The organism is Mycobacterium sp. 1465703.0 (assembly GCF_001672975.1).
Taxonomy (GTDB): domain Bacteria; phylum Actinomycetota; class Actinomycetes; order Mycobacteriales; family Mycobacteriaceae; genus Mycobacterium.
Map to the genome: position 1 here is coordinate 14385 of NZ_LZKU01000210.1, position 13802 is coordinate 28186.

Consider the following 13802-nt stretch of genomic DNA (forward strand, 5'->3'; position numbering starts at 1 on the left):
CGCTTTGACTCTAGACGGCCTCAGTGGCCATTTCTCGTCGGCATTGTGTTCTGGTAGTGAACCAGGGAACGCCAGTAGTCCTCGGGAATTTCGGTCCCGGAGCGCATTATTCGGGCCAGGCCGATGGCCATCGCAATGCCCAGCAACCCCAGCCATAACCCGGCCAGTGCGATGACGCCCCACAGCACGGCGGTGACCGTGGGCCATGGTGAGAGCACGGCGAGCACCGGCGCGAAGAAAAATCCGCTGCCGATGTACCACGCCGACCCGGCGCGATCGGAGGCCAGCACGAAACGTAGCCAGCGGGGAACGGGAAGTTCGGCGGGCTCACTACGTTTCATGACTGCACCGCTTATCCGCTGGGCGGGAAAAACCCTGCCCCGGTGAACCATCCGGGTTGCCACCCCTGGGCTCCCAAACACAACATGGGAAGCCCGTCCGGAGTCTGCGCCGCAGCTTGCGAGCCAGGGCATTTGGCACCGGTCTGCTGTACGCCGTACAGCGGGTAAGACGCCACCCAATATCCGGTGGTGGCCGCCGGGAACTGATTCGGCGGCGGGAAGTGACAGGCCTCGGCCTGGCCGCTCGGGCCTCGTCCGAAGATGAAGCGCTCGTAGTTGTCGCACGGCGCGCCCAGTGACGCCTGATAGTTCATGCCCGGCACGTCGCCGTCGTAACCGGCAGCCGCGCACGGTGCCAAGCCGATCGTGATGCCCGCTATCGAAGCGGCGCTGAGCAGTTGCCGAATCATGTGCTACCCCGCCTGTCGTCGCCGATGACCTGCACCAAAGCATATCGGTCGGGCGGTCAGCCACAAGACCGTATCGGCCGCGGGGCCCCAGAACGAGGAACACGTTTCAATTTGTCCTCGGCGATCTTGTGTCAACGCTTCCCAACCGTGGTGCGGCAATGGTTTATTTGCACAAAGACGACTAGACCACTTCGTCATCGAGGAGCGGGCAATGCCAACCGTCGAGCCAACTGCCAAGCCGGTCCCCAATCTGCCTCCCGGGTTCGACTTCACCGACCCCGACATCCACGCCGAACGGCTACCCGTGGAAGAGCTGGCGGAATTGCGCCGGACCGCGCCGATCTGGTGGAACGAGCAGCCCAACGGCGTGGGCGGATTCGACGACGGCGGCTTCTGGGTGGTGTCCAAGCACAAGGACGTCAAAGAGATTTCGCGGCGCAGCGATGTGTTCTCCAGTCTGGAGAACACCGCCCTGCCCCGCTACAAAGAGGGAACGGTGCGGGAACAGCGGGAGACCGGCAAGTTCGTGTTACTCAATATGGACGCCCCGCAGCACACCCACCTCCGCAAGATCATCTCCCGTGGCTTCACCCCCCGTGCCGTCGAGCGACTGCGCGATGACCTGAACGAGCGCGCCCGGCAGATCGTCGCGGCCGCCGCCGCCCAAGGCGCCGGCGACTTTGTCCAGCAGGTTTCGTGCGAGCTGCCGCTGCAGGCCATTGCCGGCCTGCTGGGAGTGCCGCAGGAAGATCGCATGAAGCTCTTCCATTGGTCGAATGAAATGGTGGGCGACCAGGATCCCGAATTCGCCCGCAATGATGCGATGGGCGCCTCGATCGAACTGATCACCTACGCCATGCAGATGGCCGCCGAGCGGGCGCAGAACCCGGGCGAAGACATCGTCACCAAGTTGATCGAGGCTGACGTCGACGGGCACAAGCTCTCCGACGACGAGTTCGGCTTCTTCGTCATCCTGCTGGCGGTGGCCGGCAACGAGACCACCCGCAACTCCATCACGCAGGGCATGATGGCCTTCACCGACTTCCCCGACCAGTGGGAGCTGTACAAGCGAGAGCGTCCCGCCACCACGGCCGACGAGATCGTCCGGTGGGCCACCCCCGTCACGTCGTTCCAGCGGACCGCCCTGGAGGACTACGAACTGTCCGGCGTGCAGATCAAAAAAGGGCAGCGCGTCGTAATGGTCTACCGCTCAGCGAATTTCGACGAAGAAGTGTTCGACGACCCGTTCACGTTCAACATCCTGCGCGATCCCAATCCCCACGTGGGCTTCGGCGGCACCGGCGCGCACTACTGCATCGGGGCCAATCTGGCGCGGATGACCATCGACCTGATGTTCAACGCGATCGCCGATGCCATGCCCGATCTGGAATCGGCCGGCAAACCCGAGCGGCTACGATCGGGCTGGCTCAACGGAATCAAGCACTGGCAGGTCGACTATCACACCAACGGTGCGCAGAAATGTCCGGTCGCGCATCAGGCTCAGGGCTGACAAGCTACCAACATGCCCACGCACCGAGCTGTCCATGTCCCGTCCGCCGGCGCAGCTTTGGAGCTGGTCGATGCCGAAACCACGCCGCCGGGCCGCGGTGAGGTACGACTGACGGTCGCCGCCTGCGGTGTGTGTGGCACCGACGCGCACTTCGTCAACGGCGGGTTTCCGGGCATGTCGTGGCCGCTGACCCCCGGACATGAAATCGCCGGCAAGATCGCCGAAATCGGTGACGGTGTCCAGGATTTCGCTGTCGGTGATCGGGTCGCGGTCGGCTGGTTCGGCGGCTGCTGCAACCGATGCGATCAATGCCGCAAAGGGCTTTTCATTCACTGCGAGAACGGCAAGGTGCCTAGTTGGCAGTATCCCGGTGGATACGCCGAGTCGGTGACCGTGCCGGTCAGTGCGCTGGCCCGAATACCAGCCGAGCTTTCCGACGCCGAAGCCGCCCCGATGGGATGTGCCGGTGTGACCACCTACAACGCTTTACGACACACCAAGGCGTTCCCCGGCGATCGGGTGGCGATACTCGGTGTCGGCGGGCTGGGGCACCTTGGGGTGCAGTTCGCCCGGGCGATGGGCTTCGAGACCATCGCGATCAACCGGGGTACCGGCAAAGCCGACGACGCGCGGAAACTGGGCGCTCATCATTACATCGACTCCACGGCCAACGATCCCGCCGAAGCGCTGAAGGCCTTGGGCGGTGCGACGGTCGTGCTGGCCACCGCGGGCAATTCGAAGGCCATGGCCGCCACGGTCGGCGGCATCCTGCCCCAGGGTGAACTGGTTACCATCGGGGTCACGCCCGAGCCGCTGCCGATCAGCCCGGTGCAGCTGATAACGCCGGGCATCAGCATTGTCGGCCACCCGTCCGGCACGTCGAAGGACGTCGAGGACACAATGCATTTCGCCGTCTTGTCCGGTGTGCGGGCGTGGATCGAGGAACTCCCGCTGTCGCAAGCCGCGCAGGGTTACGCGGCGCTGGAAGAGGGTCGGGCGCATTACCGCACCGTTTTGACCATGTGACACAGTCGGTCGGTGACTTCCGATCAGGGCGCAGTCTGGACGATCGGTCCGGCCGACGGCGAATTGTTGTTGCACACCGGCGTTGCCGGCAGGGCGGCACGGATGGGCCATCGGCTTGCCATCGCGATGACGCGCTGGCGCGCCACCGTAACCTGGGCCGACTCCCGTCCGGTCAGCGCGGTGCTTGCGGTCGAGACCGATTCGTTCGACGTGTTGCGCAGTGAGGGCGGTGTCAAGGGACTGTCCGGGGCCGAGAAGGCATTGGTACGGTCTAACGCCCTGAAGTCATTGGCGGCCAGTCGATTTCCCGAAATTAGCTATTCCGCAGACGCCATCGAGAAGGCTGACGACGGGTACCGCCTGACCGGTGCGCTGAAAATCCGCGGGGTTTCGCGAGAACACGTAATCGAGTTGCACACCGAAGATCTCGGGCACGCATGGCGGATGTCCGTCGAATCCACCGTCCGTCAGTCCGATTACGGCATCGAGCCCTATTCGCTGTTGATGGGATCGGTCCAAGTCGCCGATGACGTGGCGCTGTCGTTTTCCGCGGTCCACGCACGAGGCAATTGAATGCGGCCGGCCGTCGGCCGGCGGGCGAACTCAGGGCTGGGGTTCGGTGGCCGCATGCGGGGCTGAGTCGACCGCCGGTTCGCCGGTGTCGCCGGGAATGTGCTCGAGCACCCGGGTCAAGTAGGGCTGTCGGCTATCGCCGTCTGACCCTCGATCGCCACCAGCGCCCGGTTCATCTTCCGGAGCCCTCGGCTCCGAAACCGGTTCACCAGCAGTCGGTTTCGCCTGCGGGGTCGGCGGCTTGGCCGGTGGGGCCGCCGGCAGCGGTGCGACGGCCGTGACCGCCTCGGCGATCTGTGGAGTGGGCGGGTGGGTGGTGTGCTTCGGTGCGGCGGCGCTGGCCGGACCAACGTGAATTCCCACCGCGAGTGATACCGAGCCGACGAAGGTGATCGCACCGGCCGCCAATGCCGTCACGGCTCCGGCGTAGGACAACTGCCGCTGGCGAGCGGGTGCCGGAACGGGTTCGCTGATGCGCTCCACCAGCTGCTCGTCGGTGAACTCGGTGCTGCGAGCCGCGGACAGCGCCGCTCCCCGAGCGACGGTCACCTGGGCCATCGATTGCACGAAAACCGGTACCGGCAAGGTTTTTTCGAGTTGCCAGGAGAGCCCATCGATATCGCTGTGGGCGCCGACCACCACAACGCCGCCCGGCTGCCACCCGTTGCGTTCGAACATGCCGGTCAGCCAGCGGGTCAGACCGTCGAAGCCGCCGCGCACCTGCTTGGTCGCCGTCTGGGTCTCCCCATCGTGCGTGTCGACCATGACGACGGTCGTCCAGTCATGGTCGAGGATGCAAACCGCGGTCTGCTCGTAACCGATGACCGGCGCGATCGCCTGGGCCAAAGTCTCGATGGCATCGAGGAACCGGATCGGCACAACGTTGTCGAGCCCGGCGTCGGTCAACGCCTCCAATACCAGCGCGGCTTGTGCGGCGGCCTCGTCGTTCCAGGTCACTCCGATGACACGCACACGGTTTTCGTTCGCAGCCGCCGCGGTCTCGACTCCCAACACCTCGTCGACTATCTGCTCCGCGGTACTCACGGCGCGGACGCCATGGCCTGCATGCAACGTCAGCTCCTGGTGATCCAGGATGGTGCCGTCCGCGCCGTGTCCTTCAGCGAGGACCCACCCAACCGTGGTCGGCGTCACTGATAGGCCAAGAACGGTGTCCAAATCTATGCCCCAATCGGTCCCGCGCCTCCGCCCTCAGCCGCACCGGCGCGCACCATCAAGCAGCAGGTGCGTTGGTTCGTGAGAGCCGGAACCGACCCGGGATAGCGTGGTCTTCATCGGCTTGCTTCGAGAGAGCCTACGCGCTCGGTGCAAGTCCGGCTTGCCCGGTCAGACATCGCCCGAGAATCGCCAGATGAACAGGGCGCCCGGCGACGTCGGGCCAGCGTGACGATCAGCTCTCCGATCGCGTAGGCGGCCGAAGTGCCGTGAAGTGGAGACCGATTTGGCGGCAGTTCGGCGAGCGCGAAACCCGGTACTTTCGTCAACCACGTAAATAAATACGGTGCCGCGACGCGCCGACGGCGTCGTCAAACCGTCAAACCGCGCTGTCGATTCGTCGGTCCTCGCCAAATCGGTTCCGGAGTTCATTTCGGGCGTTTTCCATAACGTGGCTAACGGCGCTGCCCTGACCTGGGCAGCGCCGCTGCCTCGCGTTTTGTCCAACCCGATGAGTTTGACTGTCGTTGAGCGGGTAGTCGTGCTCAGTCGCCGCCCAGTCGGCCCGGGCGGCGACATTGTGAAGTGAAAAGCGATGCCAAACCGAGACGCGATCGCGTCCCAATCGACATTTGACGGATTCACACGGTAAATTCGCCTGAGACCATGATCACACTGACCACATCCGACAAGGGGCAGGTATGACAGATCTGAGCGAGAAGGTCCGGGCCTGGGGGCGCCGGCTTTTAGTCGGTGCAGCGGCGGCTGCCACCTTGCCGGGCCTGATCGGTCTTGCCGGCGGTGCGGCGACTGCGAACGCGTTTTCCCGTCCGGGCCTGCCCGTCGAGTATCTGCAGGTGCCGTCCGCGGGAATGGGCCGAGACATCAAGGTCCAGTTCCAGAGCGGCGGCAGCGGCTCACCCGCGGTCTACCTGCTCGACGGGCTGCGAGCTCAAGACGACTACAACGGCTGGGACATCAACACCCCCGCGTTCGAGTGGTACTACAAGTCGGGGCTGTCGATCGTCATGCCGGTCGGTGGTCAGTCCAGCTTCTACGCCGACTGGTACGGCCCGGCTTGCGGTAAGGCCGGCTGCCAGACCTACAAGTGGGAGACCTTCCTGACCAGCGAACTGCCCGGGTATCTGGCCTCCAACAAGAGCGTCAAGTCGAACGGCAGCGCCGCGGTCGGTATCTCCATGTCCGGTTCCTCCGCGCTGATCTTGGCGGTGAACCATCCGGGACAGTTCATCTACGCGGGATCGTTGTCGGCCTTGATGGACCCGTCGCAAGGCATGGGTCCGTCACTGATCGGCTTGGCGATGGGAGACGCCGGCGGCTACAAGCCCGACGCCATGTGGGGCCCGTCGAGCGATCCGGCGTGGCAGCGCAACGACCCGACGCTTCAGGTCGGGGCGCTGGCCGGGAACAACACCCGGCTCTGGGTCTACTGCGGCAACGGCACACCGTCGGAGCTGGGTGGGGCCAACATGCCCGCCGAGTTCCTGGAGAACTTCGTGCGCAGCAGCAACTTGAAGTTCCGGGATGCTTACAACGCGGCCGGTGGTCACAACGCGGTGTTCAACTTCGACGCCAACGGCACGCACAGCTGGGAGTACTGGGGTGCCCAGCTCAACGCCATGAAGCCCGATCTGCAGGGCACGCTGGGCGCTTCACCGGGCGGCGGCGGATAACCTATTCGCCCGCTCGGTCACTACTGCGCCTGACGACTCCGTCTGGCGCAGTAGTGCGTTATAGGGGTTGATAATCGTCGTCATGCACCGCCGCCGGTACCAGCGTCGTCTGGCCGCTGCTGCCTGGTGTGTGGTTATCGGAAGCTGGGCGGTGCTTGTGGCGCCGGCCCGCGCCGACACCGCCACTCCGCTAACCGCTTTGGTCGAGGCCGCTGCGCAACGGCTGCAGGTTGCCGAACCGGTCGCCGCCTTCAAATGGAATAGGCATGGCGCCGTTGAAGACCCGGCGCGGGCGCAGGAAGAGCTGGCCAAGCTGGGCGACGAGGCCGCCGCCGAAAACATCGACCGCGACTACGTCACCCGGGTTTTCGGCGACCAGATCAGTGCGACCGAGGCCATCGAATACCGCCGATTCGCGGACTGGAAGCTCAATCCGTCGAGCGCTCCGGCTGCGTCGCCGGACCTTTCGTCGTCGCGGTCAGCGATCGACGCCCTCAACCAGACAATGCTGACTCAAGTTTTGTCCAACTGGGACCTGCTGCATTCGCCCGCCTGCGCCGCGCAACTGGATGCCGCGCGGGCCGGTGTCGTCCAGGGCCGTCAGCTCGACGGCCTTTATCAACAGGCCTTATCGTCAGCGACGCAGTCATACTGCCAGCGATAATTTACTTTTTCCTCACCATTTTCTAACGGTTTCATTCGCCCTGCTAATAAGGCGATTTCCGCTGATAGATGGCATATCTCGCGCCATTTTCGAATAGGTAACGCTTTGGCTACGCCAGCCGAAATGCTGGACATGAAATATCTCTGCAAGCTTCTCGTCAAGTCCATGGTGGTCGGCGGGTTCGTTGCAGCATCGATGACTTCGTCCGCAGGTGTGGTGAGCGCAGACCCCGCTCCCAACTGGGACGCGATCGCTCAGTGCGAATCCGGTGGCAACTGGCACGCCAACACCGGGAACGGCAATTACGGTGGACTGCAATTCAAACCGAGCACGTGGGCCCGCTACGGCGGCGTGGGCAACCCGGCGGCCGCATCCAGAGAGCAGCAAATCGCGGTGGCCAACCGCGTTTTCGCCGAAGAGGGCGTGGAGGCCTGGCCGAAGTGCGGCGCGCAATCGGGTCTTCCGATCGGTTGGTACTCCCACCCCGCCCAGGGCATCAAGCAGATCATCAACGGGCTCATCCAGGCGGCCGTCCCGCGCTGATGAAACGCACCTGCGGTCTATGACCAAGCGCCCGGCTGTGTTTGGATCAGGCCATGGAAGGTTCGGCGACTGTTCATATGGCGGCGCCTGCGGCCAAGATCTGGGATCTCATCGCAGACGTCCGCAACACCGGAAAGTTCTCTCCGGAAGTTTTCGAAGCCGAGTGGCTGGGCGGCGCGACCGGCCCGGCCCTCGGCGCGAAATTCCGCGGTCACGTCAAGCGCAACGAGATGGGGCCGGTGTATTGGACGACGTGCAAGGTCACCGCGTGCGAACCGGGTCGCGAATTCGGCTTCACGGTGCTCCTCGGTGACAGGCCGGTCAACAACTGGCACTATCGCTTGGCTCCCAGCGGTGGCGGAACCGATGTCACCGAGTCGTTTCGGCTCAACCCGGCACCCTGGCTGGGCGTGTACTGGTTGTTCGGTGGGTTTCTGCGTAAGCGCCGCAACATCCGCGACATGACTAAGACACTGAACCGCATCAAAGACGTGGTCGAGGCGGCTGACACGCCGTGAAATCGGTCTTCATCACCGGCGCGGGCAGCGGTATGGGCCGCGAGGGAGCAAAGCTGTTCCATGCCAACGGTTGGCGGGTCGGTGCGATTGACCGCAACGACGACGGCTTGGCCACACTGAACGACGAACTCGGCGGCGATCGGCTGTGGACCCGCGCCGTCGACGTGACCGATAAGGCCGCCCTGGACAGTGCCCTGGCCGACTTCTGCGCCGGCAATCCCGGTGGCGGTCTCGACATGATGTGGAACAACGCCGGCATCGGCGAATCCGGTTGGTTCGAGGACGTGCCCTATGACGCCGCGATGCGTGTCGTCGAGGTCAATTACAAAGCGGTGCTGAACGGCGCGTACGCGTCATTGCCCTATCTCAAAAAGTCCCCTGGCAGCCTGATGTTCTCGACGTCGTCGTCTTCGGGGACCTACGGCATGCCCCGCCTCGCCGTCTATTCGTCGACCAAGCACGCGGTCAAAGGTCTGACCGAGGCGCTCAGCGTGGAGTGGCAGCGACATGGCGTACGCGTCGCCGATGTGTTGCCCGGTCTGATCGACACCGCCATCCTCACGACGACCACCAACCACTCCGACGACGGCCGCGCGCCCATGACGGCTGAGCAACTGCGGGCCACCGCGCCCAAGAAGGGCATGCTCCGGCTGATGCCGGCCAGCAGCGTGGCCGAGACGGCGTGGCAGGCTTACCACAATCAAAAGCGGTTGCACTGGTATGTACCCAAGAGCATTCGGCTGATCGACTTGTTCAAGGGCCTGAGCCCGGAGTTCGTGCGACGCAGCATTGTCAAGTCCCTACCCGCGCTCATGCCGAAGCGGCAGTAAGGAGGTCGGCTGGTGCAAAAGCGTTTGCTCACAGTCGCTTTGGTGTTGACGGCGATTATCGTCAGCGTCCCAGGGTGCAGTTCGCCGCAGACGACGTCTCGCCGTGCGGCCCGGCTGACCATTGACGGCGCCACTCACACGACGCGTCCGCCGTCGTGCCGGCAAGACCAGATGTATCGCACCATCACCATCGGCGAGCGCGATGGCGGGGTCGAAGCGGTGGTGTTGCTCAGCGGCTACCGAGTTATGCCGCAGTGGGTGAAGATTCGCAATGTCGACGGATTCACCGGCAGCTTCTGGCAAGGCGGGGTGGGCGACGCGCACGTCGATCTCACCAACGACGCGTACACCATCGCCGGCAGCGCGTACGGGATCAACAACAGCAACCCCAACAAAGTGGTGACCACCGACTTCAAAATCGTCGCTCAGTGCTGACTCCCGAGGTGGTCGGGGCCTAGGCTCGAACCGACACCCGAGCGAGGGAGGGGCCGGTGAAGGAACGATTGCACTGGTTCGCGATGCATGGGTTCATCCGGGGCGCCGCGGCGCTGGGAGCCCGCCGCGGTGACGTCCAGGCCAGGCTGATCGCCGATCCGTCGGTGGCCGCCGACCCAGTGCGCTACTACGACGAAGTGCGTGCCCGCGGCAAGCTGGTGAAAGGCCGCGTCGCCTACCTGACCGCCGACCACCCACTCGCTCATGAGCTGCTGCGGTCCGATGATTTCCGGGTGCTGATCTTCGGATCGAATCTGCCGACGCCGTTGCGATGGCTCGAACGCCGGACCCGCGACGACTTCCTGCACCCACTGCGTGCACCGTCGCTACTGGCCGTCGAGCCGCCCGACCACACCCGCTACCGCAAAACCGTTTCGGCGGTGTTCACCCCCAGAGCGGTTGCCGCGCTGCGAGATCGGGTGCAGCAGACCGCCGGTGAGTTATTGGATCGGCTGGCCGGCGAATCGGGTGTGGTGGATATCGTCGGGCGGTATTGCGCCCAACTCCCGGTCTCGATCATCAGCGACATCCTCGGTGTGCCCGAGTCGGAGCGGCGGCGCGTCTTAGAATTCGGTGAACTGGCCGCGCCGAGTCTTGACATCGGGTTGCCGTGGCGGCAGTACCGCAGCGTGCAGGAAGGGATCGCCGGCTTCAGCTGCTGGCTGGCCGAGCATTTGCAGCAGTTGCGAGTCTCCCCCAGCGACAACTTGATGAGCCAGCTGATCCAGACCGCCGAAAGCGGTTCTGCCGAAACCTATCTCGATGAACACGAGCTCCAGGCGATCGCCGGACTGGTGCTGGCCGCCGGCTTCGAGACCACGGTGAACTTGCTCGGCAACGGGATTCGCATGCTGCTCGATGCGCCCTGGCACCTCGAGACTCTGCGGCGACGTCCCGAATTGTGGCCCAATGCCGTCGAAGAGATCCTGCGGCTGGAATCGCCGGTGCAGTTGACCGCGCGGATGGCGCGGGGTGATGTCGAGGTAGCCGGGAGGCAGCTGGAACGGGGCGATCTGGTGCTGGTGTATCTGGCTGCCGCCAACCGGGATCCGGCCGTGTTTCCCGATCCGCACCGTTTTGATATCGAAAGGTCAAACGCCGGAAGGCATCTGGCCTTCTCCGGCGGCCGACACTTTTGCCTGGGCGCGGCCCTCGCCCGTGCGGAGGGAGAAGTCGGACTGCGCACGTTCTTCGACCGATTCCCCCAGGTGCGCGCCGCGGGCGCCGGCAGCAGGCGCGAAACCCGGGTGCTGCGAGGGTGGTCGACGTTGCCGGTGACCCTGGGGCCGGCCCGGTCGATGGCTCGTGTCGACGGCTAGGAGTCTGCGCGCCTCCGAAACGCTAGGAGCCCGACGATGATTACGCCGGCAGCGGTTCTGGCAACGCAGCCACGGTTTTTCGCCCACCAGTCGTCGTGCACCGTTTACAGCCGTGGCCCTCGACCCACTGGCGACAACCCCGGTTGACGCTAGGACTCGGCCAGCCTCTTGAGGCGCTTGAGGGTTTGGCTCACGTTGCGCCCGACCTGACGCACCGCGATCCGGTCGGCGATGTACCCGAACAGTCCCCCGGGCGCCTGATAGGAAAGCCGGAACGTCACCCTCGTGCGACCATCGTTGTCACAATCGCGCAGCCGGATCCGGCCCCGCAGCGTGACCCCGGTGATCCCCACCCACGCGATGTCGCGGTCGTCGTCGAACTCGACCACCTCGATGAGGCCGCCGACGGGGACGGAACCGATCTTCCAGTGCACGGTGTAGCGCGCGCCGACGCCGGCCGGCTGGTCGTTCGAGGATTCCCAGCGCTCCAGGCTGGTCATGAACGACGGGTAGCAGTCCGGGTCGCTGACGATCTTCCACACCGTGGACCGGTCGGCCTTGATGACGCAACGGCGTTCGACGCGCATCAGCCGATCACCGGGAATCGCCGTTCGGCGGCCAGCCGGTCGACGCCGCCCTGCAGGCTGGCCATCACCTTGTCGTGCACCGCCTGGTCGTCGCCATCCACGTCGATCGGGTGCTGGACCTCGATCACGATCTTGGTGGGCAACGGAATGTGGCCCGCCAGGTCGCTGATGTTGAGGCCCCAGGGCAGCGCCAGCGATATCGGGATGCTTTTGAGGCGGAGCAGCTTGTCGGCCATCAGTAGCTTGGCCAGCCACTGCCCGCGGTTGAGGAACAACGCGCTTTCCTGACCGCCGACGCTGGCGACGGGGACAATCGGCACCCCGGCCTCGCGGGCCAGCTTCACGTAGCCCATGCGCCCGCCGAAGTCGACCTTGTGGCGTTCCCACGAGGGCCGGAACACCTCGTAGTCGCCGCCCGGATAGACCAGCAGCGCGGCGCCGGAATCCAGTGCGAGACGGGCGTTTTCGGGATTGGCGGCGACGGTGCCGAATTTACGCAGCCAGCCCAGCGGCGGTGCGGACACCACGAGGTTGTGGGCCAACTGGTAGAAGGGTCGCTCGACGCCGAAGTAGGAGCAGAAGGCCAGCGTGAACACGAAGGTGTCGGGTGGCACATTGCCGCCACTGTGGTTGCCGACCAGCAGGACCGGCCCTTCCGCCGGAATGCGATCGAGGCCCCGTACGTCCGCCCGGAAATAGAACGACGCGAGCAGCCAGGTGCCCGGGAGCTGGTCGCGAATGTAGTCCGGGTCGCGCTGGTCGAGGTCCGCTTTGGGCACCCACGACACAACCTTGTCGCGGGCCCACTCCAAGACGCCCTTCGCGGTCGCCATAACGACCCGTATACCCCGGCTTCACCAGGGGGCAAACGCGCTAGCGACCGGTGGCGTTATCGTGAGCGATCAGGTCGACGACCCGGATGGCGTCGCTCTCGCTCCAGTCCCCATTGATCACGAATTCCCGACACGCGATGAATACCGGTGCGCCACAGGGCCGTACCGAGGAAGTACACTTCCGCGCGGCCGGCAGCGGGCGCGAAACCCGGGCGCTGCGAGGCTGGTCGACGTTGCCGGTGACCCTGGGGCCGGCCGGGTCGATGGCCGCGGTGGACGGTTAGCGCTCCGCGCCCGGGCGAAACCGCCGGTATGACCCGACTGGTTGACAGCGGGACGGCAACAGAGTTTATTTGCCGCTATGACAGAGGTGTCTATGATCGCGGTCGAGGATGTCGTACGTGGGCTGTGGCAGGCGCTTTCACGGCGGGATTGGGAAGCGATCAAGTCCTTCCTGTCCGACGACTGCCTGTACGTCGACATGCCGGTGCCGGCGCTGTCGGCCCGCGGTCCCGAAGACATCGTCAAACGCCTTAAGATGGGGCTCGAAAACTTGGCGGGTTATCAGAACCACACCGGTGTGCTGGTGGCCAACGGCTCCGACGTGCTCTACGAGCACTCGGAGACATGGACTTTCGCCACGGGCGAGCAGGGTGTGCTGCGATTCGTCACGGTCCACAAGGTCGCCGACGGCAAGATCACCGTCTGGAAAGACTATTGGGACATGAACAGCCTGGTGGCCTTCGCTCCCCCGAACCACTTCGAGGGTTTGGCCAATGGCGATGTGAGCTGGGTATTCGACGCCTCAGCGCTGGTTTGACAGCGCTTTTCGCGCACACCGAGATTCAGCAGAACCTGTTCCGATAAACACCTGGGATGGTCACCCCTCGTACTCTGACCATCCCGGTGTCTTCGGCAGCCATCACATGGCTACAAGTACTGCTTGACGCCTCCATGGCCGTGGCAGGTTCCGCCGGCGTGCGGGTGCTCGCTGAACGACCAACTTCCATCCGAGCACTGGGCCGTCGCCCCCGGTGGCTGTGAGCCACCCTGCTGTGGATATGGCACGCAGTCACCAGAACTGGCGGTGTAGCAACCCGGTGACGCGGAGGCCGATGGGGTCAAGGCCGCGGCAGCGGTGACAATTGCTGCGGTGACGAACGCAGCACGGGACAACACGTGCCCAAACCTCCTTCTTCGATCATCAGTTTGGTGACGTTTGCCCGATTCGTCGATGGAAGCTTATGCCCGCGAACGGTTACACCACATCAAATTGTGGAAACCGG

At 64.6% G+C, this 13802-nt stretch carries 17 protein-coding genes and 2 pseudogenes; 12 read left to right on the forward strand and 7 right to left on the reverse strand.

The genetic code is table 11. The features are described 5' to 3' along the window. Window positions 1–20 precede the first annotated feature (20 nt). Window positions 21–341 (reverse strand): hypothetical protein, encoded by a 321-nt coding sequence (locus tag A5625_RS19895; RefSeq protein ID WP_066997829.1) that lies wholly within the window; start codon window positions 339–341, stop codon window positions 21–23. Between the two features lie 11 nt (window positions 342–352). Beyond that, window positions 353–751, reverse strand: a complete 399-nt coding sequence (locus tag A5625_RS19900) for a hypothetical protein (protein WP_066997832.1) — start codon at window positions 749–751, stop codon at window positions 353–355. Between the two features lie 211 nt (window positions 752–962). Between A5625_RS19900 and A5625_RS19905 the strand changes: the two genes are divergently transcribed. The 3 genes from A5625_RS19905 to A5625_RS19915 are packed head-to-tail and all read left to right on the forward strand — an operon-like array spanning window position 963 to window position 3860. After that, entirely contained in the window at window positions 963–2261 is a 1299-nt protein-coding gene (locus tag A5625_RS19905; protein ID WP_066997835.1) for a cytochrome P450, read from the forward strand. A gap of 12 nt (window positions 2262–2273) precedes the next feature. Then, window positions 2274–3287: an alcohol dehydrogenase gene (locus A5625_RS19910; protein ID WP_066997838.1), complete on the forward strand. Its 1014-nt coding sequence runs from the start codon at window positions 2274–2276 to the stop codon at window positions 3285–3287. 12 nt (window positions 3288–3299) lie between these two features. Then, the gene (locus A5625_RS19915; RefSeq protein ID WP_066997841.1) at window positions 3300–3860 is read left to right on the forward strand and encodes a YceI family protein; all 561 of its coding nucleotides are present in this window, start codon (window positions 3300–3302) and stop codon (window positions 3858–3860) included. A gap of 30 nt (window positions 3861–3890) precedes the next feature. Here A5625_RS19915 and A5625_RS19920 read toward each other — a convergent pair whose 3' ends face one another. After that, a complete protein-coding gene (locus A5625_RS19920; protein ID WP_066997845.1) occupies window positions 3891–5036 on the reverse strand; it encodes a hypothetical protein in 1146 nt (381 codons plus the stop codon). A 698-nt stretch (window positions 5037–5734) separates the two neighbouring features. Here A5625_RS19920 and ag85B point away from each other — a divergent pair. From ag85B to A5625_RS19960, 7 genes are all read left to right on the forward strand, one after another. Continuing rightward, window positions 5735–6727 (forward strand): diacylglycerol acyltransferase/mycolyltransferase Ag85B, encoded by a 993-nt coding sequence (ag85B, locus tag A5625_RS19930; protein WP_066997851.1) that lies wholly within the window; start codon window positions 5735–5737, stop codon window positions 6725–6727. Between the two features lie 82 nt (window positions 6728–6809). Continuing rightward, entirely contained in the window at window positions 6810–7391 is a 582-nt protein-coding gene (locus A5625_RS19935) for a chorismate mutase (protein WP_066997854.1), read from the forward strand. Window positions 7392–7496: 105 nt separating this feature from the next. Continuing rightward, window positions 7497–7934, forward strand: coding sequence for a resuscitation-promoting factor RpfC (gene rpfC, locus A5625_RS19940; RefSeq protein ID WP_066997857.1), 438 nt, complete (start codon window positions 7497–7499; stop codon window positions 7932–7934). A 35-nt stretch (window positions 7935–7969) separates the two neighbouring features. Beyond that, window positions 7970–8452 (forward strand): SRPBCC family protein, encoded by a 483-nt coding sequence (locus tag A5625_RS19945; RefSeq protein ID WP_197516166.1) that lies wholly within the window; start codon window positions 7970–7972, stop codon window positions 8450–8452. Beyond that, window positions 8449–9282 carry an SDR family oxidoreductase gene (locus A5625_RS19950; protein ID WP_066997862.1) on the forward strand — a complete coding sequence of 278 codons (834 nt, stop codon included), beginning with the start codon at window positions 8449–8451 and terminating at the stop codon, window positions 9280–9282. The genes A5625_RS19945 and A5625_RS19950 overlap by 4 nt, the downstream gene beginning before the upstream one ends. Before the next feature lie 12 nt (window positions 9283–9294). After that, window positions 9295–9717 carry a lipoprotein LpqH gene (locus A5625_RS19955; RefSeq protein WP_066997865.1) on the forward strand — a complete coding sequence of 141 codons (423 nt, stop codon included), beginning with the start codon at window positions 9295–9297 and terminating at the stop codon, window positions 9715–9717. 56 nt (window positions 9718–9773) lie between these two features. Continuing rightward, window positions 9774–11096, forward strand: a complete 1323-nt coding sequence (locus A5625_RS19960; protein ID WP_066997867.1) for a cytochrome P450 — start codon at window positions 9774–9776, stop codon at window positions 11094–11096. Between the two features lie 149 nt (window positions 11097–11245). Here A5625_RS19960 and A5625_RS19965 read toward each other — a convergent pair whose 3' ends face one another. The 3 genes and pseudogenes from A5625_RS19965 to A5625_RS30250 all read right to left on the reverse strand — a co-directional run. Then, the gene (locus tag A5625_RS19965) at window positions 11246–11683 is read right to left on the reverse strand and encodes an SRPBCC family protein (RefSeq protein ID WP_066997871.1); all 438 of its coding nucleotides are present in this window, start codon (window positions 11681–11683) and stop codon (window positions 11246–11248) included. Next, window positions 11683–12516: a lysophospholipid acyltransferase family protein gene (locus A5625_RS19970; RefSeq protein WP_066997874.1), complete on the reverse strand. Its 834-nt coding sequence runs from the start codon at window positions 12514–12516 to the stop codon at window positions 11683–11685. The genes A5625_RS19965 and A5625_RS19970 overlap by 1 nt, the downstream gene beginning before the upstream one ends. A 40-nt stretch (window positions 12517–12556) precedes the next feature. Beyond that, window positions 12557–12707 (reverse strand): annotated as a pseudogene (locus A5625_RS30250) (amidohydrolase); the annotation flags it as partial. On the opposite strand from A5625_RS30250, the pseudogene A5625_RS29245 reads away from it, so the two are divergent. Next, window positions 12699–12800 (forward strand): annotated as a pseudogene (locus tag A5625_RS29245) (hypothetical protein); the annotation flags it as partial. The pseudogenes A5625_RS30250 and A5625_RS29245 overlap by 9 nt on opposite strands. Window positions 12801–12892: 92 nt before the next feature. Then, entirely contained in the window at window positions 12893–13336 is a 444-nt protein-coding gene (locus A5625_RS19975) for a nuclear transport factor 2 family protein (RefSeq protein ID WP_066997918.1), read from the forward strand. Window positions 13337–13446: 110 nt separating this feature from the next. On the opposite strand, the gene A5625_RS28555 is transcribed toward A5625_RS19975, so the two are convergent. Beyond that, window positions 13447–13695 (reverse strand): DUF3761 domain-containing protein, encoded by a 249-nt coding sequence (locus tag A5625_RS28555; protein ID WP_082984481.1) that lies wholly within the window; start codon window positions 13693–13695, stop codon window positions 13447–13449. Window positions 13696–13802 lie beyond the last annotated feature (107 nt).

Excerpts from the sequence above, each read along its gene's own strand:
- A5625_RS19970 (WP_066997874.1), bottom strand. The coding sequence starts at position 12,516 with ATGGCGACCGCGAAGGGCGTCTTGGAGTGGGCCCGCGACAAGGTTGTG.
- A5625_RS19905 (WP_066997835.1), top strand. The coding sequence starts at position 963 with ATGCCAACCGTCGAGCCAACTGCCAAGCCGGTCCCCAATCTGCCTCCC.
- A5625_RS19975 (WP_066997918.1), top strand. The coding sequence starts at position 12,893 with ATGATCGCGGTCGAGGATGTCGTACGTGGGCTGTGGCAGGCGCTTTCA.
- A5625_RS19965 (WP_066997871.1), bottom strand. The coding sequence starts at position 11,683 with ATGCGCGTCGAACGCCGTTGCGTCATCAAGGCCGACCGGTCCACGGTG.
- ag85B (WP_066997851.1), top strand. The coding sequence starts at position 5,735 with ATGACAGATCTGAGCGAGAAGGTCCGGGCCTGGGGGCGCCGGCTTTTA.
- A5625_RS19935 (WP_066997854.1), top strand. The coding sequence starts at position 6,810 with ATGCACCGCCGCCGGTACCAGCGTCGTCTGGCCGCTGCTGCCTGGTGT.
- A5625_RS19910 (WP_066997838.1), top strand. The coding sequence starts at position 2,274 with ATGCCCACGCACCGAGCTGTCCATGTCCCGTCCGCCGGCGCAGCTTTG.
- A5625_RS19900 (WP_066997832.1), bottom strand. The coding sequence starts at position 751 with ATGATTCGGCAACTGCTCAGCGCCGCTTCGATAGCGGGCATCACGATC.
- A5625_RS19895 (WP_066997829.1), bottom strand. The coding sequence starts at position 341 with ATGAAACGTAGTGAGCCCGCCGAACTTCCCGTTCCCCGCTGGCTACGT.